The organism is Ascidiaceihabitans donghaensis, assembly GCF_900302465.1.
Lineage (GTDB): Bacteria > Pseudomonadota > Alphaproteobacteria > Rhodobacterales > Rhodobacteraceae > Ascidiaceihabitans > Ascidiaceihabitans donghaensis.
Window position 1 is genome coordinate 1,979,075 of sequence record NZ_OMOR01000001.1, and the last position, 25,077, is coordinate 2,004,151.

Sequence of the window (25,077 nt, forward strand, 5' to 3'; positions counted from 1 at the left end):
ATTTCAAAAACGACGCATCCACCGCAGGTTATGTCAAAGGATTCAGTTAGCGCAAACTGGAAGGGGGGCTTCCTGTGTGGTGCTGAATGAACCGTGTGAAGTAAGCTGGGCTGCCAAAGTGAAGCTGTTGCGAAATGGTTTTGGCGGTTGCGTCCGTGTCACGCAAAGCGCAAAGCGCCTTATGCAAAATGGATTGCGTTAGGATGTCGGCGGCTGTGCGCCCTGTTGCGGCCTTGCAGGCGCGTGTCAGATGTGTCGGGGTCACGCCAAGGGTCTCGGCATGGTCGGCCATCGTGTGCAAGCTGGCGTCTGGCGCAGACACCAAAGTGCAAAACCGTGCCGCCAGCCGCGCTGCCGCTTTTTCTTTTTGCTCCGCGTTTTCGGGCAACGCCAGCTGGCGGCGCAACCACACCGAAATCAGACCCATATGGGCCGCCAAGGCATCCTCAAAGAAAGGCTTTTGCGACGCTGCTTCGCGTTGTGCCGCTTCAAACAGGCCGGTCAATTCCGAAATCGCTGAAACGTCCCGGATGCGCAGCTGACGGGGTGTTTCGGGAAGACCATCGGCCAGTGACAGCGGACAGGTCGCGACCAATCCCATGGATTGACGCCCCATCTCCAACGACATCAAGGAAAAGGCAGGGACGTAAATCAGATTATGGGTTCCAACACCGCGCCGCGTCCCCCCAAGCATCAAAACCCCCTGTCCCCGCGTGATCCAAAAGAGCTGCGGGTAGGGCTGCGCGTGGGGTAGGGTCACACGCCAGTCTTGTCCCGATGTCAAAGTGCCTAATGTTGTGATTTGGACTGTGTTGGTCATCCCAAAACCATGCCATGTCCGAAAAATGAATGCAATCTCGGAAATGGAAACATAAAAACGGTCTAATAGTTCTTTTTATGAAAGCGTGCGCGGATCCACATGTATCCAGTTTCTCATTTTCGATCTAAACCAAGTGCGTTGACGCTTCGCATATTGGCGGGTCGATATGATGGCGCGAGCCTTGGCTTCTTTCAACGTGATCTCGCCCAGATGGTGGGCCATAAGTTCCGGCACACCAATCGCACGGCACGCGGGAAGCGCGGGATCAAAGCGATCTTGCATTGCTGCAATCTCGGTCATGGCGCCGTCGTCGACCATCATATCGAAGCGTCGGGCGATGCGGTCGTTCAACCAGTCCTTTTGGGCATCCATAACAATGCAGGCTGCTTTGCTTTCGTCCAGAAGGGGCGGTGGCGTCGCTTTGTGCCATTCCAATAGCGACCGTCCGGTGCTGCGTTGCACCTCCCACGCGCGTTGCACACGCATGCGGTTGTGCTGATCCAGGTTGGCTTTCGTGGCATCATCAATTTGCGCCAATAGCACATCCAACACCAGGTCATCCGCTTCACGGCGTACGTCTGGGGGCGTTTGGGGGATATTTGCCAAGCCCTGTGTCAAAGCCTTGAAGTTCAATCCGGTGCCACCCACAATGATAGGGCGCACCGCCGCGCCAAGATAGGGTGCGACATTGCGCAGCCAATGGCCGACCGAATAGGGCGCATCAAAGGGCACGTATTGATACAGCGCGTGTGGTGCTCGGTCGGCTTCGGCGGGGGAGGGACATGCCGTAATGACGCGCCAACAGTCATAAACCTGACTTGCGTCGGCATTCACGACCACACCGCCCCCGGTTTCGGCAATTGCCAAAGCCAAAGCCGATTTGCCCGACGCTGTTGGTCCGGCAATCAAAACCGGTTGCTCAGGTGGCAGGTCGTTGAGGTTGAATTTGCCCGCGATGGTCATGCCGCTGTCATTTCTTTGCCGATCCTTGTGTGGCACGCATTGAACTTGCCGTTCTTTTCCGACATTTTACGCCCAAACAAAATAGCCCACGGAGCGCATAATGTCTGATGAACCCAAAACGTCATTTAACAGGGTCATGTTGAAGATTTCGGGGGAGGCATTGATGGGGGACGGCAATTTTGGCCTAAACCCACCCACTGTTGAACGGATTGCGGCCGAAGTGAAGACTGTTCACGACATGGGCGTCGAGATTTGCATGGTTATCGGCGGCGGCAATATCTTTCGCGGGCTTCAAGGGTCTGCGCAGGGGATGGAACGTACAACGGCTGACTACATGGGCATGTTGGCCACTGTGATGAACGCGCTGGCGATGCAATCCGCCTTGGAAGGTTTGGGCATCCACACGCGGGTTATTTCTGCGATCACGATGAACGAAGTGGCGGAACCCTATATTCGCCGTCGTGCGGTGCGCCACCTTGAAAAGAAACGTGTGTGCATCTTTGCGGCCGGTACGGGCAACCCATATTTCACAACCGATACGGCCGCGACGCTTCGGGCCAATGAAATGTCTTGCGAGGCGATCTTCAAAGGCACCAAAGTGGACGGTGTCTACGACAAAGACCCCGCAAAACACGATGATGCCGTGCGATACGACAGCGTCAGCTATGATGATGTGCTGGCCAAACGTCTGGCGGTTATGGACGCGTCGGCGATTGCCTTGGCACGCGACAACAACCTGCCGATCATCGTCTTTTCACTGGATGAGCCGGGCGGGTTCAAAGGTATTCTGGCAGGCGAAGGTACTTATACCAAAGTGCACGGCTAGCAGGGGAACGCTTTCGGGTTGCGATGTCAGTTGAGCAGCGTCTGCACAGAAACTGCGCGAAAGCCCACTGGCATTTTGCTATCTGCTTGATCTATACTTGGAAAAAAGCCCGAATGGGGCACTGATTAAATACGGGGAACTCCTGATGTCTGAAGATTTTATGCTGGACACCGACGATCTGACGCGTCGGATGGACGGGGCGATTGCGGCTTTGAAAACGGAATTCGCGTCATTGCGCACGGGCCGCGCGTCGGCGTCGATGCTGGAACCGGTGATGGTGGAAGCGTACGGGCAACGCACCCCGATCAATCAGGTTGGAACGGTCAACGTGCCGGAACCGCGGATGGTGACAATCAACGTGTGGGATAAATCCATGGTCAACGCTGTGGAAAAGGCCATTCGTGAAAGCGGGTTGGGTATCAACCCGCAGCTCAACGGCACAATCATCATGTTGCCCATCCCCGAGCTGAACGAAGAGCGCCGCACCCAATTGACAAAGGTCGCCGGACAATATGCCGAAGGTGCGCGGGTTTCGATCCGCAACCTGCGTCGGGATGGCATGGACCAGATCAAGAAAGCCAAAGCAGACGGAATGTCGGAAGATGACCAGAAGCTTTGGGAAGGCGAGGTTCAGGAAATGACGGATAAATTCATCAAACTGATCGACGACACGCTGGAAACCAAACAAGCCGAGATCATGCAGGTCTAACGCGCCGACACATCATATTGCGTGGCCAGAAAAAGGGCCGCTTCGCAGGTTAGCTACAGGATTTCTCGCATCACTCAGGACACGCAAAAATCTGGTCCACGTCATGTCGCCATTATCATGGACGGCAATGGGCGGTGGGCCACTCAGCGCGGGCGGCCACGGCTGTTCGGGCACCACGCAGGTGCCAAACGCGTGCGCGAAGTTGTGCAAAGCTGCCCTGATGTCGGGGTCGACTATTTGACCATCTTTGCGTTTTCCACCGAAAACTGGAAACGCACGCAAGTCGAAGTGGCCGGACTGATGAGCCTGTTTCGCCGCTACATCACCAAAGAGGCCCGTGCATTGGATCAGTTCGGCGCACGTGTACGGTTCATCGGTGACCGAATGCGTCTGGATGCCAAGTTGATCAAATTGATGGACGACCTCGAGGACATGACGTCCTCAAACACGGCAGTGAACCTGACCATCGCTTTGAATTATGGTGGCCGCGATGAAGTTGCCCGCGCCACAAAGCGTCTGGCCCGCGATGTAGCGCAAGGGCGCTTAAGTCCGGACGATGTGGATGAAGAAACGCTGCCAAAGTACTTGGATACTTACGTTTTACCCGATCCCGATCTGGTCATTCGCACCAGTGGCGAAGCGCGTATTTCGAACTTTTTGCTTTGGCAATCGGCCTATGCGGAATATGAATTTATCGACACGCTGTGGCCGGATTTCACAGCTGAGGAATTTGCGTCGTTGTGTGCCTCTTATGGGGGGCGTGACAGGCGTTTTGGGGCGGTGAAAACATGACAGAAAAACCTGACAAATGGTCCGATCTGGCGGCGCGTGCCGGCTCTGCGGCTGCTATGTTGGTTGTGGGTGTTTGGGGCATGTGGGTCGGCGGTCACGTCTTTCACGTACTGGTGTCACTGATTTGCGGATTGATGATCTGGGAACTGGTGCGGATGATCGCGCCAGCGTCCGGTTCATTGGCAATTCAGCTTGGCGGCATCAGTGCGTTGGCGTTGATCTTGGCGATTTATCTGCCGACTGGCTTTGCCTTGCCGCTGCTGCTTGCCCCTGCTTTGGTGGGGTTCGGGCAGTTGGACAAGAACCGCACAATCTACATGAGCTTTGGAGTCATGGTGCTGTTGGCGGGTTTTGGCATGATGTCGGTGCGCGATGATCTGGACCTTACGTGGTTGCTGTGGCTGGTTTGCGTTGTCGTGGCCACAGACGTTGTGGGTTATTTTGCAGGACGTATGATTGGCGGCCCGAAGTTCTGGCCCAAGGTCAGCCCGAAAAAGACGTGGTCCGGCACCGGCTTTGGGTGGGTAGCAGCTGCTGTCGTGGGCTGGGTGTTTGCGCTACAAACCGGTGCAAATCTGGAATTGATCGGCATTTCGATCGCTATTTCCATGGCGTCACAAATGGGTGACATCGCTGAAAGCGCCATAAAACGTGCAATGGACGTCAAAGACAGCTCCAATCTGATCCCTGGCCATGGCGGCGTATTGGATCGGTTTGATGGGATGTTGGGCGCATCGGTGTTTTTGTTGATCATAGGCCAGATTGTGGGCTTTCCGCCCGGGTTGGCCTGATGCGCCGCGTCAGCATCTTCGGGGCCACCGGATCAATCGGGCAAAACACCATCGATCTGATCGCTCGCGACCCTGACGCTTATGATGTCGTGGCCTTAACGGGCGCGCGCAACGTTGAACAGCTTGCCAAAGATGCCCGCCGCCTGAATGCAGATGTGGCGGTGACAGCGGATGACACACAGCTGGACCACTTGCGCGAATTGCTTGCGGGATCGGGCGTCGATGCTGCAGCGGGGCAGGCGGCTTTGCATGAGGCCGCGCAACGCCCTGTGGACTGGTTCATGTCGGCCATCGTGGGCGCCGCGGGCTTGGCCCCAAGCCTGAACGCTTTGCAACAGGGTGCGACTTTGGCGTTGGCCAATAAGGAATCGCTGGTCTGTGCGGGATCATTGATGCTGGCCACAGCCCAAGGCCACAACGCCCGTATCCTGCCTGTAGACAGCGAACATTCGGCTGTGTTTCAGGGGCTTGTGGGCGAGGACATGGATGCTGTTGAACGTGTCATCATCACCGCCAGCGGTGGTGCGTTTCGGGATTGGCCCATAGAAAAGCTGCAAGACGCGACGCTGGCGCAGGCCTCGTCTCACCCCAATTGGGACATGGGACAGCGGATCACGATTGATTCTGCGTCTATGTTCAACAAGGCGATGGAGCTGATCGAAACCAAAGAATACTTTGGCGTCGCACCGTCCCGTATCGAAGTGCTGGTGCATCCTGAATCCATGATCCACGCCCTTGTCGGATTTCACGATGGCGCATTGATGGCGCACGTCGGTCCCCCCGATATGCGCCACGCCATCGGGTACGCGCTGCATTGGCCCGAGCGCAAAACCTTGCCTGTTGAACGCCTTGATCTGGCACAAATCGGCGCTTTGACGTTTCGCGCCCCCGATACTGTGCGCTGGCCCGCGTTGCGTTTGGCGCGCGAAGTGATGGAACGGGGCGGATTGTCGGGGGCCGTTTTCAATGCGGCCAAAGAAGCGGCCTTGGATGGATTTATCGACGGCCACCTGAAATTTACCGCAATGGCAGATGTCGTAGATGCGGTTTTGACCGGGATGGACGGACACGGGGGCCATATTGATGACAAGATGACCCTTGATAACGTGGCCCATGTGGACCATTTGGCACGGATAGCGGCACGGGCCGAAATTAAAAAAAGAGCAGGGTAGGCGCATTGGATATTGCATCACTGATTTCGCAGTTTGGCGGCTTTGGCTGGACCATTCTGGCATTTGTATTGGCGTTATCCGTCATCGTGGCCATCCATGAATATGGTCACTACATCGTAGGGCGTTGGTCGGGCATCCATGCGGATGTTTTCAGCATCGGGTTCGGTCCCGTCATCTGGAGCGGCATAGACAAACGCGGCACCCAGTGGCAAATCGCAGCCTTACCGTTTGGGGGCTATGTCAAATTTGCGGGCGACGCGAACGCGGCATCGGGCAAAGATGAAGACGCTATGGCGCAGGCCGAAGCGGACCCCGTGGCCCTGCGCCGCACCATGCATGGTGCGCCTTTGTGGGCGCGTGCCGCGACGGTCTTTGCGGGACCTTTGTTTAACTTTGTATTCTCGGCCATCGTGTTTGCTTTTGTGTTTTCCATGACGGGGGCGCCGCGTGATCCTTTGACCGTTGGTGAAGTTCACCCGACGCCTGTTGTGTCGCAATTGCAGGCCGGTGATGTTGTACTGGCCGTTGCCGGACAGCGGCTTGAGGAAGGTAGCGTCAGCTTTCCCGCCCAAGACACGCTTCCTAATGAGACCGACGTGACCTATGCCGTGCTGCGCGATGGCGCAGAACTTGACGTGACAGGCCCACACCCGTTTTCGGCGCGCGTGGGTGGTGTGACACCGCGCGGTGCCGGACAGCGTGCCGGACTGTTGGAAGGGGACGTGATTGTGCAAGCCGATGGCGCGCCGATCGCCACGTTCGGCGATTTGGTGCGTGCTGTAAAAGCCGTTGAAGGCAAACCTATCGTTTTGTCAGTTTGGCGCGAAGGTACTGTATTTGACGCCGAAATGATCCCCAAACGCACAGACGAGCCAAGCGCAGATGGCGGGTTTGAGACGCATTACCGTATTGGCGTCTTCAGCAGCGCTCCGTTTGAAATCGCGACAGAGAGCCTTGGCCTGACCACTGTGATCCCAGCCGGTATATCCCGCGTCGGCGAGATTATCTCGGGATCCCTGACCGGGCTTAAATACATGATGTCAGGCGATATCAGCACCTGTAACCTGTCTGGCCCCGTCGGTATCGCACAAACATCGGGTGCGATGGCATCTGCCGGGTTCTTGCCGTTTCTGAATTTCATTGCGGTTCTCAGCACGGCGGTCGGGTTCCTTAATCTTTTCCCGATCCCCGCATTGGACGGCGGCCATCTGGTATTTTACGCCTATGAGGCTGTCACAGGCAAACCACCCAGCGACACATGGATGCGTGTGTTGATGACTATTGGTCTGGCTTTGGTGCTGACATTGATGGTCTTTGCGTTGGGCAATGATTTGTTCTGCCCTTAAATCGAGGCTGCAAATAAGTCTTTAAACAAGAAACGGCGTCAGGATCTGGCGCCGTTTTGCGTTCTAGGGGACAGATGCCCAGATTTTGCCACATTTGGCCCTAATGCAGACAAATTTAGCAGTTACATCCTGACCTCAATGAAAAGGACGTAACACATGCAAACCATTCAAAGCGGATATCGTGGGCTTGGCCTGTTGATGGAACTCAACCTTGATCGTGTGCTGTTTGTCGGTTCACTTTTTATTGGTCTCGTCGCGGGCGTTTGGCTTAGCGGTTTGTAGTCAACCGCTACATATTGAAATATTTATGGGCTCCGATACCTAATCGGGGCCTTTGGCGTTTTGACAAGCCTGCGTAATCTGGGTACTCACAAGGACATCAATGTCTGAAGAGTGGGTTACAACCATGAGACTGGGGTCTTCGAGCGGGCGCTTTCAAATGCACAAAAATTATAACGTGATGGGCCGTGTTCTGCGCGCTTGTCTTATTTTATCTTTTCTTTCAGTGGCTTGGGTGCTGCAAACAGCACAAGCCGAGGCGCAAAACTATCGCTTTGGCAACATTGTTATCGATGGCAACGCGCGTATCGGTGATGCTGCGATCCTCAGTCAGGCAGGAATCGCCCGTGGCAAAACAGTTTCTGCGGGCCAATTGAACGACGCTTTCCAGAAGCTGCAGAACAGCGGATTGTTCGAAAGCGTTGAAATTGTACCGGTAGGGAACACGTTGCGCATTGTTGTTGTGGAATATCCCACGATCAACCGCATCAGCTTTGAGGGCAATCGCCGCATCAAAGATGAAGCCTTGTCTGCGTTGGTTACATCCGCTGTGCGCCGTGCGTTCAACCCGACAACCGCTGAAAAGGATGCGGCTGCCATCGCGGAAGCCTATTCCAGTGATGGCCGCTTGGCCGCCCGTGTGTCGCCCCGCATCATTCGCCGCAGCGACAACCGTGTCGATCTGGTCTTTGAAATTTTCGAAGGCGATGTTGTTGAAATCGAACGTCTTAGCTTTGTCGGCAACCGCGTCTATTCCGACCGCCGTTTGCGCCGCGTTCTAGACACCAAACAGGCCGGTATTTTCCGCACCTTGATCCGCAAAGACACCTTTGTGGCTGACCGTATCGAATTCGACAAACAAGTGCTGCAGGATTTCTATTTCTCACGCGGTTACGTCGACTTCCGCACAAATTCAGTAAATGCGGAACTTGCGGAAGAACGCGATGGCTATTTCATCGTCTTCAACGTGCAAGAGGGCCAGCAATTTTCGTTTGGTGAAATCACCACAGTCAGTGAACTGAGCGAAGTCGACAGCGACGACTACCAGTCGGTTATCAAAGTCCGCCCCGGCGTGACCTATTCCCCGACTTTGGTGGAAAATGAAATCTCGCGCATGGAACGTTTGGCCATTCGTCAGGGTGTGAATTTCTTGCGGGTTGAGCCGCGCATCTCGCGCAATGATCGTGATCTAACGCTTGATATTGAATTCGTGTTGACCCGTGGCCCGCGCGTGTTCGTGGAACGCATCGACATCGAAGGCAACACAACCACCTTGGACCAAGTGATCCGCCGTCAGTTCCGTGTGGCGGAAGGCGATCCCTTTAACCCACGCGAAATCCGCGAGAGTGCGGAACGTATCCGCGCACTGGACTTCTTTGAGACGGCGCAAGTGAACGCGCGTGAGGGGTCAAGCCCCGACCAGATCATCGTGGACGTTGACGTCGAAGAAAAGCCAACAGGGTCTTTGAACTTTGGCGGGTCTTTTTCGGCATCCAGTGGCTTTGGCCTGGCGATCAGCTTTCAGGAACGCAACTTTGTGGGCCGGGGTCAGCAACTGACTTTGTCATTCTCGACTGCGGAAGAATCCGAGCAATACGGCTTTAACTTTGTTGAGCCTGCTTTCTTGGGGCGCGATGTGGCGTTCGGCTTGCGCTTGGATTACCGCGAAACAGACAGCGACAACCTAACATTCGGGACAGAACGCATCTTGTTCCGCCCCAGCCTGACGTTTCCGATCAGCGAATACGGCCGTTTGCAGTTGCGTTATACAGCTTCCCAATCGTCCATGGTGGCCCAAAGCGGTGTGACAGCCAGCCCTGTCATCGATCGCGAAATTGCCAGCGGTGATCAATTCACATCTGCTGTCGGTTTCGAATACACCTACGACACGCGCACCGCGAGCGGCGTGGCGGATGGCGGTGTGTTCATTCAGGTGGGTTCAGACATTGCGGGTTTCGGTGGTGACAACGAATACATCAAATCCACATTCCGCATTGCGTCGCAGCGTCTTATCTTCAACAACGACATCAAGCTCAGCACGTCCATCGAGGGTGGTGCGTTGGCTTGGCGTGGTGGCACAAACCGGACCGACGACCGTTTCATTCTAAGCCAAACCAACATTCGCGGCTTTGAAAGCGGCGGTATTGGTCCACGCGACATCGGTTCGCCCGGCCGTGATACACTTGGCGGTAACTACTATGTTGCTGCACGCATCGAGGCCGAATTCCCATTGGGTCTGCCTGAAGAATACGGCATTCGTGGCGCTGTTTTCTATGATGTGGCCAACCTGTGGAACCTCAATTCGGTCAATGCCTCGGGTTCGACGCTTGCGGGTGAAACGGGTTCGTTCCGTCACGTGATCGGCTTTTCAATCTTGTGGGACACGCCAGTGGGACCATTGCGCTTCAACTTTACTGACGCGATCCGCAAGGAAGAATTCGACCGCGAGCAGAAGTTCGATCTGACCCTGTCCACAACGTTCTAAGCTTTGATGCTGCGTGTTTTAATCCTGTGTTGTGCGTTGGTGGCGATGTCTGTTGCCCCGGCCACAGCACAGGGAACGCCGCCGGTGCGCAGTCCGGTTCTGACAATCGACAGCGACCGCTTGTATCAGAACAGCGATTTTGGCCGCCGTGTTGTGGCCGAACTGGATGCTTTGGGGGCAAAGCTTTCTTCCGAGAACCGGCGCATTGAAGCGGATCTGGAAGCGGAAGAGCTTGATCTGACCGACAAGCGCAAAACCATGACACCAGAAGCATTTCGCATTCTTGCCGATGCATTTGACGAAAAAGTTCGTGATATTCGCCAGCAACAACAGAAAAAGACCCAGTCGCTTAATGCGCGTCTTGATGACCAACAACGCACATTCCTTCTCGCCGTGGCACCCATTCTTGAAGACCTGATGCGAGAAGCCGGGGCCGCCATTATTATCGAACGCCGCGACGTCTTTTTAAGTGCCGGTGCCATCGATATTACGGCTGCGGCGATTGCACGTATCAACAAGACCTTGGGCGCAGGCGACGCACCGCTACCGTCGGGCGACTAAGCCTCTCTCTTGCTCCGCCAAGCGTGGCTTGCTAGGCAGGGGGTAACATTATTTAACACCAAGAAATGAGCAGCTATGAGTACCGAGCTACTGAGCGCCGACATCCAACTGATCCAACGCATTTTGCCGCACCGCTACCCGTTTTTGCTGGTGGATAAGGTTGTCGATATCGATGGCACCCAATCGGCGCGCGGCATCAAAAACGTCACAATGAACGAACCGCATTTCCAAGGCCACTTTCCGGGAAACCCGATCATGCCCGGCGTCACCATCGTTGAAGCCATGGCGCAAACGGCCGCTGTGATGGTCGGCACTGCGCTGGAAATGGCCGACAAGGAAATGTTGGTCTATTTTATGGCCATCGACGCCTGTAAGTTCCGCCGCAAGGTCATCCCCGGCGACGTCCTTGAATTGAAGCTGACAACAGTCCGCGGCAAGCCGGGTGGAAAAGTCTGGAAATTCTCCGGTGTGGCTGAAGTCGATGGTGAAATGGCCGCCGAAGCGCAATTTACCGCAATGATGGATTTGCCCAAGGAATGAGTGCCATGCACAATGTTCACCCTTCAGCTGTAATAGAAAACGGCGCTGTCATTGATCCCACAGCCAAAGTTGGCCCGTTTTGCGTGGTTGGTCCTGACGTTGTTCTGGGCCCCGATGTGGAGCTGAAAAGCCATGTGGTGGTGACTGGCAAAACGACAGTCGGCGAAGGCACGGTGATTTTTTCTTTTGCGGTCATCGGGGAAATTCCACAGGATTTGAAGTTCAAAGGCGAAAGTTCTGCTTTGCAGATCGGGGCGCGGAACCGCATTCGGGAACATGTCACCATGAACGCTGGCACCGAAGGGGGCGGCGGTGTAACCAAGATCGGCGACGACGGCTTGTTTATGGCCGGGTGTCACATCGCCCATGATGCCATTGTAGGCAACCGTGTCATTGTTGTGAATTCTGCTGCGATCGCGGGACACTGTGTCTTGGAAGACGATGTGATTGTGGGCGGGCTTGCAGGCATTCACCAGTTTGTGCGCATCGGCAAAGGTGCCATCATTGGTGCTGTGACCATGGTGACAAACGACGTCATTCCTTACGGCCTTGTGCAGGCGCCACGCGGCGAATTGGACGGTCTGAACCTTGTCGGGCTGAAACGGCGTGGGGTTGTACGGTCCGACATCACGGCATTGCGGGCGGCCTTCCAGATGTTGGCGCAGGGCGAGGGTACGTTTCACGACCGTGCTGCGCGTCTTGGGGCTGAGACGGACAGCAGTTTTGTAAAAGAAATCGTAGACTTTGTGATGGGCGACAGTGACCGGTCGTTCCTGACGCCGCGCTGATGCTTGCGCTGATTTGTGGTTCTGGCGCACTGCCTGCAAAAGTGGCGCAGGCGCAGCCCGAATTCCCGCTTGTCTGCGCTATGGCGGGATCGGTTCCGGACGCCTTGGATGTTGATCTGACGTTTCGGCTTGAAACACTTGGAACGCTTTTGATTGAACTTGGTCACCACGGTGTCACGGACGTGTGTCTTTGTGGTGCAATTGATCGCCCCGTGCTGGACCCGAACGCGTTGGACGAACATACCAAACCCTTGGTCCCTTTGATTGCGGGCGCTCTGGGTGCGGGGGATGATGGGGCGCTTCGTGCGATCATGGGGCTTTTTGAGCAAACAGGGTTCACCGTTCGTGCCGCGCATGAATTGGCGCCTGATCTTGTGGCACAGCCCGGTGTTCTGTCTGAAAAATGGCCCGATGCGCAAATGCGCAAAGATGCCAAGCTTGGCGCGGATGTTTTGGCGGCATTGGCGCCGATGGACGTTGGGCAAGCTTGTGTGACGGGCGGAGGCCAGCTTTTGGGTATGGAAACCATCGGCGGCACAGACTTCTTGTTGGCACATCTGCCGCAAACCCCGCTGCGCAAACACGGCGTCCTGATCAAGGGGCCGAAATTGGGACAAGACACGCGCGCCGATATGCCGACGATCGGCCCTGATACTATTTTGGCAGTCATCAAAGCCGAACTTGCAGGCATTGTTATTGACGCAGGCGACGTGATTGTTCTGGAACCGGATCGCTGTGTGGAACTCGCAAATAATGCGGACATCGTTCTTTGGGCGCGCAGCGGTGAGTGATCCGTTGCGTGTCTTTGTGATCGCAGGCGAGCCGTCCGGCGACAAGCTGGGCGGGGCCTTGATGGCAGGGTTGAAGCAGCTCAGGCCCGATGTGGCATTCGACGGTATTGGGGGCGAACACATGCAAGCCCAAGGGCTGAGCAGTCGTTTTGATATGAACGAACTCAGTCTTATGGGCATCGCCGAGATTTTGCCCAAGTACCGCCAATTGAAACGGCGCATACGCGATACAGCTCAAGCCGTTGTCGCCATGGCGCCTGACGTTCTGATTACCATCGACAGTCCGGATTTTTGCTTGCGGGTCGCCAGTCAGGTCAAGGCCGCGTCAGATATCCGCTGCGTTCATTATGTGGCCCCGACGGTTTGGGCGTGGCGCCCGGGGCGTGCTCTAAAAATGGCAAAAGTGATCGACCACGTTCTGGCACTGTTTCCCTTTGAGCCACCCTACATGGAAGCTGCAGGCATGGAGTGTGATTTTGTCGGCCATCCTGTGGTCAGCGAACCCAAAGTATCCGCGCAAGACGCTGCATCTTTCAAAACACGGCACAATCTGGATGATGCCACACCGCTGTTGCTGCTGTTGCCCGGGTCACGGCGCAGCGAAGTCACATGGTTGGGGCCTGTTTTGGGTGAAACTTTGGCGCACCTTGCGCCACAACACCCCAACATGAAGGTGGTTGTGCCCGCGGCAGGCCCCGTGGCGGGACTGGTGGAAGACATGGCGCGGTCCTGGGCTGTGCCTTCGGTTCTTTTAGATCCGCGGGAAAAACCGTTGGGACAAGCCCAGGCCGAAAAACGGGACGCTTTTGCGGCCGCTGACTTTGCTTTGGCCGTGTCCGGCACAGTTGCCTTGGAATTGTCTGCAGCACGCACCCCGATGGTCAGTGTGTTTGATATGGGGTGGATCAGTCGCCAGATTATCAAACGGATGGTGATCACGGACACTGGCAACCTTATCAATCTGGTCAGCGACACGCGGCATGTTCCGGAATTTGTCGCTGAAAATTGCCGTGCAGACCTCATCGCGGATGGGTTAAACGGCTTGATGCAGAACCCCACGCTTCAGTTGGAAGCGATGGCCGATACGATGCAAAAGTTGGGTGAAGAGGGTGAAGACCCCGGACTGCGTGCTGCAAAAGCGGTTCTCAAACGGCTTTAGGATTCTTTTCGCCAAAAAAATCCCGGGGGAGGCCGCAGGCCGGGGGCAGCGCCCCAAACGACCTATCCCTTGTGAATCCAACCACCACCAAAGATGCGGGAACTGTCGCGGTCGTAGAACACGCATGCCTGACCGGGGGACACGCCTTCTTCCGCCGCGACCAGTTCAACGGTGGCAGTCGTTGCCGACAATGGTCGCAAGATTGCGTCAGTGGGCGGGCGGGTTGACCGTACCTTAACAGCCAGATGCCATTCGGGTTGGCTGTCAAATGGCGCGTCGCCCAGCCAATTGATTTCACGCACCGGCACACTGCGGGTCGCCAGCATTGATTTAGGGCCAACCACAACCTGACGGCTGTCCGCATCCAGTTTCACAACATACAGCGGATCGGACAATCCACCGATCCCCAAGCCACGGCGCTGACCAATGGTGTAATTGATGACACCGTCGTGTTGCGCCAGAACAGTTCCCGCCGTGTCCACGATATCGCCCGGGGCCGCCGCTTCGGGCCGCAATTTGCGAATGACAGAGGCATAGTCGCCGTTCGGGACAAAACAGATATCCTGACTGTCCGGTTTGTCAGCAACGCTGAGACCATATTTCGCGGCCAACGCCCGTGTTTCGTCTTTTGTTGGTAAATGGCCCAAGGGGAATCGTAGATATGACAGCTGTTCGCGGGTGGTGGAAAACAAAAAGTAACTTTGATCTCGGGCTGCATCTGCGGCTGAATGTAGCTCTGGTCCCTCAGATCCGCTCAACCTTTGGATGTAGTGACCGGTCGCCATACAGTCAGCTTCCAGATCTTTTGCGGTCTCAAGAAGGTCTTTGAATTTCACGCGTTCATTACACCGAATACAGGGGACAGGTGTCGCACCACCAAGATAGCTGTCGGCGAATTCGTCGATGACCGCGTCTTTGAACACGTTCTCATAATCCAACACGTAGTGCGGAAACCCCATGGTTTCCGCCACGCGCCGCGCATCGTGTATATCAAGGCCTGCGCAGCACGCACCTTGCTTCGCCAGAGCCGCGCCATGATCGTAAAGTTGCAACGTAACACCGACCACATCGTAACCTTCTTCGGCCAACATTGCTGCCACAACCGAACTGTCGACGCCGCCAGACATTGCCACAACCACGCGGGTCTCGGACGGGTCTTTCGCAAAACCCAAAGAGTTCAGTGGTTTATCTTGGTCCAAGGGCATTGTGGTCTCCAGGTAGGTCGTTCGCAATCGATGAAAATCCTAATTACTCTCATCGCCAAGCTTCACAGCTCATTAAGCGCATTTGGGCCATTGTAGCCTTAAGTGCAATGGATCGAGATAAAAAATGTATCTGAAAAAGGTAGAAGGACCGCGGGCGATAAATTTGCCGGACGGAACAGTGATGACGCAGGCTGATTTGCCTGATGCGAAAACAAGGCGTTGGGTGGCTTCGCGCAAAGCAGCTGTTGTGCGCGGCGTTCTATATGGTTTGATTTCTGAAGAAACCGCTTTGCAGAAATACCAGCTTAGCGAAGATGAATTTAAAGAATGGGTGCGTGCGGTCAGTGTGCATGGTGAGGCGGCGTTGAAGGCGACTGCGTTACAGAAGTATAGACAACTTTAAGTTGTTATGTTATTAATCTACTCACGGTAACGTGTGATTAACCTTTATTAGTCACGATTGAGATCAACGCGAACCCCATGTGAAGCGGAGACAAATACATGCGTGTACTGCTGGTTGAAGACGACCCCACAACATCGAAAAGCATCGAACTGATGCTTACTCATGCCAATCTAAACGTCTATGCAACGGATCTTGGCGAGGAGGGGATCGATCTGGCCAAATTGTATGATTATGATTTGATCCTGCTTGATCTTGATTTGCCTGATATGAATGGTCACGATGTTCTACGCCAGTTGCGATTGGCGCGCATTGAAACGCCTATCCTGATTTTGTCCGGCGCTGATGACACGGAAAACAAAATCAAAGGCTTCGGTTTTGGTGCAGATGATTATCTGACAAAGCCGTTCCACCGTGAAGAATTGGTGGCGCGTATTCATGCCATTATCCGCCGGTCAAAGGGGCATTCCCAATCTGTGATCAACACAGGTCAGATTTCGGTCAATCTGGATGCCAAAACGGTCAGCGTCGACAACAAAACAGTGCATCTGACGGGCAAAGAATACCAGATGCTCGAACTCTTGAGCCTACGCAAAGGCACTACTTTGACCAAGGAAATGTTCCTAAACCATCTGTATGGCGGCATGGACGAACCGGAATTGAAAATTATTGACGTTTTCATCTGTAAATTGCGCAAAAAACTAAGCACGGCCACCGACGGTGACAATTACATCGAAACGGTTTGGGGGCGTGGGTATGTTTTGCGTGATCCGGAACCTGCAAGCGCTACGGATGACCACCGTATTGCGGTCGGCGCCTAACTTCGCACCCCTCTATCAAGTAAAAAACGCAGCCTGATGGGCTGCGTTTTGCGTTCCACGTCTGACGTTTGACCGATTTGGAACACCCGGTACCGATCGTCTATGAAACCCGCTGGACGCCATCCCGCCTGCCGCATATTGGTATTAAAAAGACCGGGAAAGCATCAGTGACTGCCGAAATAGATATTGAATCCTTAACTGCCTTGGACGCCGAAGCAGAACTTCGGCGTCTTGCTCAGGTTTTGTCCGACGCGAATTCGGCCTACCACACGGACGATGCTCCGGTGATCTCGGACGCGGAATACGATGTTTTGAAACGTCGCAACGTTGCGATAGAGGCAAGGTTTCCTGACCTTAAACGCATCGACAGCGCAACAGATCAGGTGGGGGCTGCGCCCGCTGACGGATTTTCCAAGATCACCCATGACGTCGCAATGTTGTCGCTTGGCAATGCGTTTTCAGATGAAGACGTTGCTGATTTCGATGCCCGTATATGCAAATACTTGGGGATTCAAAATTCCGCTTTAGGCGGGTATACGGCGGAGCCCAAAATTGATGGGCTGTCTTTGTCTTTACGGTATGAAAAGGGCGAACTCATCCACGCCGTGACACGCGGTGATGGGTCTGTTGGGGAAAATGTCACGGCCAACGCCCGTACGATATCTGATGTGCCGGAACGGATTAAGGACGCGCCAGACATTCTGGAAGTGCGCGGCGAAGTCTATATGGCGCATTCCGATTTTGAGACTTTGAATGCACGCCAAGCGGCAAACGGCGACAAAATGTTTGCAAATCCACGCAATGCAGCAGCGGGATCGTTGCGTCAATTGAATGCAGAAATCACCCGCGACCGTCCTTTGAAATTTTTTGCCTATGCCTGGGGCGCCCTTTCCGCGCCATTGGCCACGACACAACTGGAGGCCGTGGCGCGTCTTGCATCTTTTGGGTTTTCGACCAATCCGCTGACGAAACTATGTGCGGGTCCGTCCGAGTTGATTGCGCATTATTCATTGATAGAACAGCAGCGCGCGTCGCTGGGTTACGATATTGATGGCGTGGTCTACAAAGTGGATGATCTGGCATTGCAGGACCGTTTGGGGTTCCGCTCTTCCACACCAAGGTGGGCGATCGCGCATAAGTTTCCGGCAGAATTGGCATGGACCCGGTTGGAAGGCATCGACATTCAAGTCGGACGGACCGGCGCCCTAAGCCCTGTGGCCCGTTTGGCGCCTGTTACGGTTGGGGGAGTTGTTGTGTCCAATGCCACGTTGCATAATGAAGATTACATTGCGGGCAAAGATGCCAAAGGCGGCGACATTCGGGACGGTAAAGACATCCGCGTGGGCGATTGGGTTCAAGTTTACCGCGCTGGCGACGTGATCCCCAAGATTGCTGATGTTGATATCGAAAAACGGCCGGACGGTTCAGTTCCTTTCGTCTTTCCGACAACTTGTCCCGAGTGCGACAGTGACGCCCCGCGTGAACCAGGTGATGCCGTGCGACGGTGCACCGGCGGCTTGATTTGTCCAGCGCAACGCGTTGAAAAGCTAAAACATTTTGTCAGCCGCGGGGCTTTTGATATAGACGGTTTGGGTGCAAAACAGGTGGAACAGTTTCATACTGATGGTTGGATCAACGAACCTTCGGATATCTTTACCTTGCAGGCCCGGTTCGAGACAGGGTTGCAACAGTTGAAAAACCGCGAGGGTTGGGGCGACAAATCTGCGTCGAACCTTTTTGATGCCATCGACGAAAAACGCACCATTCCATTGCCCAAGTTCCTTTTCGCATTGGGCATAAGGCATGTTGGTGATGCCGCGTCCAATTTATTGGCGCTGCATTACGGGACCTTGAAGGCGTTGATGGCAGCTGTAGATGACGCTGTGGATCAAGCCGGCCCTGCTTGGGACGATTTGATCGATGTCGATGGGGTGGGGGCTGTGATGGCGGGGTCGTTGGTTGCTGCCTTTGCAAATGACCATGAACGTGCGGCCATTGACCGTTTGATTGCGCAGCTATCGGTGCAAGACGCGCAGCGCCCCGATACGTCCTCCAGCCCTGTATCCGGAAAAACTGTGGTTTTTACCGGTACATTTGAACAATTGACCCGCGCGGAAGCTAAGGCACAAGCGGAGCGATTGGGCGCGAAGGTGTCCGGCTCTGTCAGTGCAAAAACGGATATTCTTGTGGCGGGGCCAGGCGCAGGGTCCAAAGCCAAAAAAGCCGCGGACCTTGGCATTGAAACCCTGACAGAGGCGGAATGGATCGCCCTGATTGCGCCGGCATGACGGGTCGGCCAGCGTCTTTGTTCCCGCTTTTCGCCGGGCTTGAAACGCTGGAGGGGGTTGGCCCCAAAACGGCGAAGCATTTTACCCAGCTGGGTGTCGAGGCGCCGCGCGATTTGTTGTTCACGCTGCCACATACCGGCATTGACAGAAGGTTGCGCGACACGATCCAAGGCGCTGATCTGCCGGGTGTTGTAACTGTTGCAGTGACAATCGGCCAACATCGCCCCGCCCGCAACAAAGGGGGGGCATATCGGATCACGGTGGAAGATGCGGAAACGACGTTTCAGTTGGTGTATTTTCACGCGCGTGGCGATTATCTGGAGCGCAGCCTGCCGACAGGGTCGCGGCGTGTTGTATCGGGGCGGGTCGAATTGTTCGACAGTATGGCCCAGATGGTGCATCCCGACCATGCGGTGGCTGAAAACGATGCAGGGGATATTCCTGATTTTGAACCGGTCTATCCCTTAACCGCTGGCATCACGCAAAAGCTGATGTTCAAGGCAACCAGAGGCGCGTTAAGCAGGGTGCCGGACTTGGGCGAATGGATTGACGGACCCCAAAAGACGCAGGCCAAGTGGCCAGAATTTCGGGACGCCATTGAGGCCGCACATCAACCCCAAAGCCTTAAGGACATGGCAGCAACTGCACCGGCCAAGGAACGTTTGGCCTACGATGAATTGATGGCGCATCAGCTGACTTTGGCATTGGCGCGGCAACACGAACGCAAGGTGACTGGCCAAATCAGTCGCGCCACAGGCGCGCTGCAATCCAAAGTGCTGTCCACGTTGCCCTACCGTCCGACAGGGGCACAAACCCGTGCCATTTCTGAGATTTCCGACGATATGGCATCACCTGACCGTATGAACAGGTTGCTGCAAGGCGATGTTGGCGCTGGCAAAACACTGGTCGCGTTTATGGCTCTTTTGGTGGCTGTTGAAGCCCAAGGGCAGGGTGTGATGATGGCCCCGACAGAAATTTTAGCCCGTCAGCATCTGGAGGGGCTGCAGCCGATGGCCGAAGACGCGGGCGTCGTTCTGGACATCCTCACAGGGCGCGACAAAGGCCGTGAACGTGCCGCAAAGCTGGCTGCATTGGCACGGGGCGACATTCAAATCCTGGTCGGTACACATGCCGTGTTTCAAAACGATGTTGTTTTTCGTGATTTGCGTTTGGCGATCGTTGATGAACAACACAGGTTCGGGGTTCGGCAACGCTTGGAGTTGGGCAAAAAAGGACGCCACGCGGATGTGCTGGTTATGACAGCGACGCCTATTCCGCGGTCTCTGGCCTTGGCGCAATATGGCGATATGGATGTGTCGGTTCTGGATGAAAAGCCCCCTGGCCGTAAACCAATCCGCACAGCTTTGGTCAGCACCGGCCGGATCGACGAAGTTGTGGATCGTCTTCGCGCAGTTATGCAAGAAGGGCGCCAGTGTTATTGGGTCTGCCCGTTGGTGGAAGAAAGCGAAGTTGTTGATCTAACCGCGGCAGAAGAACGGTTCAAACGCTTGCGTGCTGCGCTTGGCGAAGGGGTTGTTGGGCTGGTGCATGGGCAAATGCCACCTGCGGAAAAAGATGCCGCCATGGCCCGTTTTCAAGCCGGAGAAACAAAGGTTCTGGTTGCAACGACCGTTATCGAAGTCGGTGTAAACGTGCCAAATGCTACAATCATGGTGATCGAGCGTGCCGAAACCTTTGGTTTGGCACAGTTGCACCAACTGCGTGGGCGTGTGGGACGAGGTGATGCCGCATCAACGTGTTTGTTGATGTATCAAGCGCCTTTGTCTGAAACCGGACAAAAGCGGCTGGAGGTTCTGCGTGAAACGGAAGACGGTTTTGTCATTGCCGAGACAGATTTGCAAATGCGTGGATCGGGGGATTTGATCGGTGTTGCACAATCCGGTGTTCCGCGGTTCAAGGTTGCGGATCTGGAACGGCAGTCCGATTTGATGGCCGTGGCCCAAAGTGATGCGCGGCGGTTGCTGGCGGAAGATCCTGATTTGGAAAGCCCCAGGGGGCAGGCGGCCCGTGTTCTACTTTGGTTAATGCGTCAGGACGAAGCTATTCGTTTGATATCAGTGGGTTAATCACTTTTGTTCCAATAAGTTCACAAATGTTCTTAAAAAGTTCTTTACGAAGAGTTAATAATATGAGAACAAAGGTGCAACAAAGTACAGGAGGCCACGACATGACCACTCTTCGCCAGATCAAAAGCATCGCAACCCGCGCTCAGGACACGCTTCTGACAGACGCAATAGGGGCTGCTGCTTTAATGGTGATGCTTGTTGTCGGTTTGCACCTTCCATCCTTTGTCTGATTTTCTGCCTGCGATCTTATGCTGACCGTTCTTCGCGTCCGTCCCAAATTGATGCGTTAACTGACACTGCCTGTCCCAAGTTAGGCCCTTCGTGGCTTGGAACGTTCAGGTCCCCGTAAGACCCGCTTTACTTTGCGCCGCCATCCCGTCCCGGATGTGCGGCGCTTTTTTTTAGAACGTGTACGCGAGGCGTAGACCACCCCAATGTTTGCCCAGAATGCTAATTGGCGCGGACAGGTCTTTCATCATCACGAAGTTTCCGCCGCCCATGTCGCGCCGGTACACTTGCAGCAAAAACGGTGCAGTGTTGCGTCCGGCCTTCAATCCCACACGATCGTCAAAAATGCGTCGGTTTCGACAATTGGCCATGTTCCAAACCGGATCATCGCCTTGGGGGTGCGAAAACTTTCGATTGTGGGTTGGCAAATATCCGTTCACATCAATTGCTGCGCAAAAGACGACTTTATGGTCGAAATCCAGTGCAGCTTCTTGGAAACGGGGAAGAACTTTATCCATAACAAGCGTGGATTTGGTCATCACCTGAACGGGGTCACTGTTGATGATCGGGACATAGCTGCGATCAAATAATTCTGCGGACGTAATCGCGCCCTCATCTATGCTGCTGGCCAGAGCTTGCGAAATCTCCGCGGCCAATGACTGCACGTAGTCGATGAATTGCTGGTCTTCGGTCACACCACCCAAAGCAGCACTTGATTGCACCATTGATTCTGATGTGTCGATCAAATTCTGGATGCGTGTGTGTGTTTCTTCGATCCCGCTGACCGTGAAGTCGACAGTGTTCTGAATGCGATCCAGGCGCGGTCCAAAGTCCGTCAAGGAGCTTTCCACAGCCGAAGCATGAGAGGCAATTTGTGACGCTTGCATATTGGCGTCTCGTACGGATAATTCCATACGGCCCAATGCGTTGTCGGTTTTTGTTGATTGTTCCAAAACGTCACTCGCCTTGGTGGATATGTCCTTTGCTTCGATGCCCAGTGACGCGATCCATTTGGTCAGTTCTTCGATGTTGGTGGAAATCTGTGCCGCTGCGTTCTTGGTGTCGTGGCTTAGTTCGTTGATGGCATTGGCAACCACTGCAAACCCACGGCCGCTGTCGCCGGCACGGGCAGCTTCGATTTTTGCATTGATGGCCAATGTGTTCACTTGGGTGGAAATGGATGCGATTTGCGCATTGTTCTTTTTGACGGCCTGCAAAGTGTCGCTGACGGCGCCTGTGCGCTGTTCCAACTTTTGGACCCACTGCGCGACATCACGGGTTTTTTCGCCGGCTTCGCGCATGGTTTCCGCAGAATTCTGGACGTCTTTATAGGTTTTGCCGCTGTTATCAGCCAATGCCGCAATTGCGGTTTTTGCTTCGGAATTTGCAGACACAACGGATTGCGCACTTGAACTTAGCGCACCAAGGTCGGCGCGTTGTTGCTGGGCTTTGGCTTCGACCAGATCAAGAAAACCCGCGATATCGACGATCTCGAACCCCAGTGTGGATGCAGCGCGCCCAAGCCGGGTCATGTGTTGCGGGTTCGGGAAATGGTTTTGATGTGACATGCGGCCTCGGCAAGCGGATGGTTCCACTCAGCCATAGTCTGCATTTACTCAATTACAGTTAACGGCGCCCTGCTAAAACGCGTCAGGCGCAATCGGATTGCATAACCTGTTCAAACGCTTCGACCGTTGCATCCAAGCTTAGCAAGATGGACGCATGCCGGTTTTTGTAGTCGCGTGCCGGTTCCAAGACCTCAAAGCCCTCAAACGGTGCCGCGGGCACAGGGCCGTTGTTTTTTAACATTGTACGCATTTGGTCGCGTGCGGTCTGCATTTCGAACAACGTCCGACCAATCACTGCGGCCCCTGTCACAGCTGCTGCTGCTTGTCCAAGGGCACATGCTTTTACGTCCTGACCAAAGGCCACGATGCGCCCGTCTTGGACATCGAGATCAACGGTGACGGTTGACCCACATAACGGTGCACGCTTTTTGACAGTTGCCTGCGGACTTTCGAGACGGGTGTGGTGCGGAATATCTGTTGCCAGGGCAAGGATGCGCCCCGAATAGAGTTTGATTAGATCTGTATCAGCGGTCATCGCGGCTTCCCATCCTGCTTACCCTCATACATAAGCGTGTCAGCTAAAGATGCAAAAAGGTTTCTGACTATGTCCTTCGATCCTGCCACATTAACATACAATGAAGCGGGCCTTGTTCCGGTGATCGCGCAGGATGCTCGAAGCCACGAAGTTTTGATGATGGCTTGGATGAACCAAGAGGCGGTGGAGCGCACATTGTCGTCCAAGCGGGTGACTTATTGGAGCCGTTCACGCCAGGCGTTTTGGGTGAAAGGCGAAACCTCTGGCAACGTGCAGGAATTGGTGGATTTCCGCGTCGATTGTGACCGTGATTGCGTGGTGGCTTTGGTCAACCAAACAGGGCCCGCGTGCCATACAGGGCGCCGTACGTGTTTTTATACATCCGTTGTTGATGGCACGGAAACAGAGCTGATGGCCCCGGAATCCTGACCCGATAACCCCACCATTTTACGAATATCTTCAGGCGTGTAGCCTTCACTCCTGAATTTTGAAATTGCACGCGCATCATCGCGTTTGGCCAACCGTTTTCCGGTGTTGTCGCGTATCAGTTTGTGGTGGTGGTACGTAGGTGTGGGAAAGCTGAGAATCCGTTGAAGAACCACATGAATTTGTGTCGCTTCAAACAAATCGGCACCACGTATGACGTCCGTAATGCCTTGCGCTGCGTCATCCAACACTACAGACAAGTGATAAGACGTCCCCATGTCTTTACGCGAAAGCACTATATCTCCGACGTTAGATGTTACATCTTCTGACGTGAATACAACGTCTTGTGGGGCTTTGTTCATGTCGTTGAACCTGTAGGACGACATCGCATTGTCCTGACCAATGCGCGATGTGGCCAAATCCATATTCAACCGCATGACGGCCCCTTTGGGTCTTGGTCCGCTGATCTGACGAGCATCCAAGCGGCATGTACCCGGGTAAATAACGCCATCAGGCCCATGAGTTGGATAGCCTTCTTGTGGTGCAGACAAGGCGTTTGCAATGTCGCGACGCGAACATGTGCAGGGATACAGCAAACCTTGCGTCCAAAGCGCATCCAAGGCTTCGTCATATGCAGCAAATCGATCCGATTGGCGCACTACGTTTGGTGACCAACTTAAACCAAGCCACGCCAGATCCTCATAAATTTGGGTTTCCCATTCGGGACGGGCGCGGCTTTGATCAATGTCCTCGATGCGCAGAAGGAATTCACCGTTTTGCGCCACGGCCATGTCATGTGCCAGAAGGGCGGAATAGGCATGGCCCAAATGTAGAGGGCCGGTTGGGGATGGTGCAAATCGCGTTCTAAAGGTCACGCTTTTTCAACAACGTACACATTAGAGTTCAAGTTAATGCCAGGCAGATGAGGGCCATATTCCTTGAACAGAAGATGCGCGGCACCGACGTCGACCCATTCAGATAACGCAGCTTCGTGAACGGGGTCTGAAAGGGCATGATCATTAAACGAAAACACAAGTTTACCACCTTTCGGCAACGCGTTCATGATCGCGTGGAATACAGAAACAGGTGCAGCGCCGGCGCCAATCACCCCGACCGCTGCAACAGCAGAATAGGCCCCGTTCTTGATCTGCGCTTCAGTGTTTGAATCCGTTTGGTGCAAGTTTCTGTAAACGCCAGTCTGTGTGGCCTGCTTTAACATGTCAGTAGAAACATCCAAGCCATCAATGCATGAAAATCCGGCAGCACGCATGGCCAATCCGGACAATCCGGTCCCACATCCGAAGTCGAGTACCGGGCTGTCCAAAGCTGCGTTGCTCTGCGCCAGCGCCTGTGCACAGCGCGTCGGGGTCACATAACCGTTTTCCGTTATTTCAGCATTATAGGTGGACGCCCACGCATCATATAGTTCCGCGCCTGTCCGCGTTTCGGCGGCTGTATACACCTTGTCCAGAAATCCCTGTCCCATGTGGCACTGGT

26 protein-coding genes are annotated in these 25,077 nt (G+C 54.7%); 19 read left to right on the forward strand and 7 right to left on the reverse strand.

Features of this window, described 5'->3' with window-relative positions; translation table 11 throughout:
• Positions 1–46 precede the first annotated feature (46 nt).
• Together ASD8599_RS09900 and miaA are read right to left on the reverse strand one after the other, a co-directional pair.
• Positions 47–820, reverse strand: a complete 774-nt coding sequence (locus ASD8599_RS09900) for a helix-turn-helix transcriptional regulator (RefSeq protein WP_108828373.1) — start codon at positions 818–820, stop codon at positions 47–49.
• 75 nt (positions 821–895) lie between these two features.
• Positions 896–1,783 carry a tRNA (adenosine(37)-N6)-dimethylallyltransferase MiaA gene (gene miaA, locus ASD8599_RS09905; RefSeq protein ID WP_108828374.1) on the reverse strand — a complete coding sequence of 296 codons (888 nt, stop codon included), beginning with the start codon at positions 1,781–1,783 and terminating at the stop codon, positions 896–898.
• 100 nt (positions 1,784–1,883) lie between these two features.
• Here miaA and pyrH point away from each other — a divergent pair, with 100 nt between their 5' ends.
• The 13 genes from pyrH to lpxB all read left to right on the forward strand — a co-directional run bounded on the left by pyrH (position 1,884) and on the right by lpxB (position 14,022).
• Positions 1,884–2,609, forward strand: coding sequence for a UMP kinase (gene pyrH / locus ASD8599_RS09910; RefSeq protein ID WP_181364460.1), 726 nt, complete (start codon positions 1,884–1,886; stop codon positions 2,607–2,609).
• Positions 2,610–2,754: 145 nt separating this feature from the next.
• Positions 2,755–3,318 carry a ribosome recycling factor gene (gene frr / locus ASD8599_RS09915; protein ID WP_108828376.1) on the forward strand — a complete coding sequence of 188 codons (564 nt, stop codon included), beginning with the start codon at positions 2,755–2,757 and terminating at the stop codon, positions 3,316–3,318.
• Positions 3,319–3,378: 60 nt separating this feature from the next.
• Entirely contained in the window at positions 3,379–4,110 is a 732-nt protein-coding gene (gene uppS / locus ASD8599_RS09920; RefSeq protein WP_281261564.1) for a polyprenyl diphosphate synthase, read from the forward strand.
• Positions 4,107–4,901: a phosphatidate cytidylyltransferase gene (locus ASD8599_RS09925; protein ID WP_108828378.1), complete on the forward strand. Its 795-nt coding sequence runs from the start codon at positions 4,107–4,109 to the stop codon at positions 4,899–4,901. The genes uppS and ASD8599_RS09925 overlap by 4 nt, the downstream gene beginning before the upstream one ends.
• Positions 4,901–6,073 carry a 1-deoxy-D-xylulose-5-phosphate reductoisomerase gene (gene dxr, locus ASD8599_RS09930; RefSeq protein ID WP_108828379.1) on the forward strand — a complete coding sequence of 391 codons (1,173 nt, stop codon included), beginning with the start codon at positions 4,901–4,903 and terminating at the stop codon, positions 6,071–6,073. Before ASD8599_RS09925 ends, dxr begins: the two co-directional genes overlap by 1 nt.
• Positions 6,074–6,078: 5 nt before the next feature.
• Positions 6,079–7,419 carry an RIP metalloprotease RseP gene (rseP, locus tag ASD8599_RS09935; RefSeq protein ID WP_108828380.1) on the forward strand — a complete coding sequence of 447 codons (1,341 nt, stop codon included), beginning with the start codon at positions 6,079–6,081 and terminating at the stop codon, positions 7,417–7,419.
• A gap of 156 nt (positions 7,420–7,575) precedes the next feature.
• On the forward strand, positions 7,576–7,701 hold the full coding sequence (locus ASD8599_RS20490) for a hypothetical protein (protein ID WP_281261555.1): 126 nt from the start codon (positions 7,576–7,578) through the stop codon (positions 7,699–7,701).
• 157 nt (positions 7,702–7,858) lie between these two features.
• On the forward strand, positions 7,859–10,183 hold the full coding sequence (gene bamA / locus ASD8599_RS09940; RefSeq protein WP_245925994.1) for an outer membrane protein assembly factor BamA: 2,325 nt from the start codon (positions 7,859–7,861) through the stop codon (positions 10,181–10,183).
• A gap of 6 nt (positions 10,184–10,189) precedes the next feature.
• Positions 10,190–10,744: an OmpH/Skp family outer membrane protein gene (locus ASD8599_RS09945; protein ID WP_108828381.1), complete on the forward strand. Its 555-nt coding sequence runs from the start codon at positions 10,190–10,192 to the stop codon at positions 10,742–10,744.
• Between the two features lie 75 nt (positions 10,745–10,819).
• A complete protein-coding gene (gene fabZ, locus ASD8599_RS09950) occupies positions 10,820–11,284 on the forward strand; it encodes a 3-hydroxyacyl-ACP dehydratase FabZ (protein WP_108828382.1) in 465 nt (154 codons plus the stop codon).
• Between the two features lie 5 nt (positions 11,285–11,289).
• Positions 11,290–12,072 (forward strand): acyl-ACP--UDP-N-acetylglucosamine O-acyltransferase, encoded by a 783-nt coding sequence (lpxA, locus tag ASD8599_RS09955; protein ID WP_108828383.1) that lies wholly within the window; start codon positions 11,290–11,292, stop codon positions 12,070–12,072.
• Positions 12,072–12,863: an LpxI family protein gene (locus ASD8599_RS09960; protein WP_108828384.1), complete on the forward strand. Its 792-nt coding sequence runs from the start codon at positions 12,072–12,074 to the stop codon at positions 12,861–12,863. The genes lpxA and ASD8599_RS09960 overlap by 1 nt, the downstream gene beginning before the upstream one ends.
• Positions 12,826–14,022, forward strand: a complete 1,197-nt coding sequence (lpxB, locus tag ASD8599_RS09965; protein ID WP_108828385.1) for a lipid-A-disaccharide synthase — start codon at positions 12,826–12,828, stop codon at positions 14,020–14,022. Before ASD8599_RS09960 ends, lpxB begins: the two co-directional genes overlap by 38 nt.
• 62 nt (positions 14,023–14,084) lie before the next feature.
• On the opposite strand, the gene mnmA is transcribed toward lpxB, so the two are convergent.
• Entirely contained in the window at positions 14,085–15,227 is a 1,143-nt protein-coding gene (gene mnmA / locus ASD8599_RS09970; protein WP_108828386.1) for a tRNA 2-thiouridine(34) synthase MnmA, read from the reverse strand.
• Between the two features lie 124 nt (positions 15,228–15,351).
• Between mnmA and sciP the strand changes: the two genes are divergently transcribed.
• The 5 genes from sciP (at position 15,352) to ASD8599_RS20495 (ending at position 21,053) form a co-directional block, all read left to right on the forward strand.
• Positions 15,352–15,630: a CtrA inhibitor SciP gene (sciP, locus tag ASD8599_RS09975; protein WP_108828387.1), complete on the forward strand. Its 279-nt coding sequence runs from the start codon at positions 15,352–15,354 to the stop codon at positions 15,628–15,630.
• A 98-nt stretch (positions 15,631–15,728) separates the two neighbouring features.
• Positions 15,729–16,448, forward strand: coding sequence for a response regulator transcription factor CtrA (ctrA, locus tag ASD8599_RS09980; protein WP_108828388.1), 720 nt, complete (start codon positions 15,729–15,731; stop codon positions 16,446–16,448).
• Positions 16,449–16,615: 167 nt separating this feature from the next.
• Entirely contained in the window at positions 16,616–18,736 is a 2,121-nt protein-coding gene (ligA, locus tag ASD8599_RS09985) for an NAD-dependent DNA ligase LigA (RefSeq protein WP_108830110.1), read from the forward strand.
• Complete coding sequence (gene recG / locus ASD8599_RS09990; protein ID WP_108830111.1) at positions 18,733–20,823, forward strand: ATP-dependent DNA helicase RecG; 2,091 nt, start codon at positions 18,733–18,735, stop codon at positions 20,821–20,823. Before ligA ends, recG begins: the two co-directional genes overlap by 4 nt.
• 101 nt (positions 20,824–20,924) lie before the next feature.
• Entirely contained in the window at positions 20,925–21,053 is a 129-nt protein-coding gene (locus ASD8599_RS20495) for a hypothetical protein (protein ID WP_281261556.1), read from the forward strand.
• 171 nt (positions 21,054–21,224) lie between these two features.
• Here ASD8599_RS20495 and ASD8599_RS09995 read toward each other — a convergent pair whose 3' ends face one another.
• Complete coding sequence (locus ASD8599_RS09995) at positions 21,225–22,619, reverse strand: methyl-accepting chemotaxis protein (RefSeq protein WP_108828389.1); 1,395 nt, start codon at positions 22,617–22,619, stop codon at positions 21,225–21,227.
• 82 nt (positions 22,620–22,701) lie between these two features.
• Positions 22,702–23,154 carry an iron-sulfur cluster assembly scaffold protein gene (locus tag ASD8599_RS10000; protein WP_108828390.1) on the reverse strand — a complete coding sequence of 151 codons (453 nt, stop codon included), beginning with the start codon at positions 23,152–23,154 and terminating at the stop codon, positions 22,702–22,704.
• 69 nt (positions 23,155–23,223) lie between these two features.
• Between ASD8599_RS10000 and hisI the strand changes: the two genes are divergently transcribed.
• Positions 23,224–23,583 carry a phosphoribosyl-AMP cyclohydrolase gene (gene hisI / locus ASD8599_RS10005; RefSeq protein ID WP_108828391.1) on the forward strand — a complete coding sequence of 120 codons (360 nt, stop codon included), beginning with the start codon at positions 23,224–23,226 and terminating at the stop codon, positions 23,581–23,583.
• Here hisI and gluQRS read toward each other — a convergent pair.
• Positions 23,529–24,455: a tRNA glutamyl-Q(34) synthetase GluQRS gene (gene gluQRS / locus ASD8599_RS10010; protein WP_108828392.1), complete on the reverse strand. Its 927-nt coding sequence runs from the start codon at positions 24,453–24,455 to the stop codon at positions 23,529–23,531. The genes hisI and gluQRS overlap by 55 nt on opposite strands.
• Entirely contained in the window at positions 24,452–25,066 is a 615-nt protein-coding gene (locus ASD8599_RS10015; RefSeq protein ID WP_108828393.1) for a class I SAM-dependent DNA methyltransferase, read from the reverse strand. The genes gluQRS and ASD8599_RS10015 overlap by 4 nt, the downstream gene beginning before the upstream one ends.
• Positions 25,067–25,077: the final 11 nt, after the last annotated feature.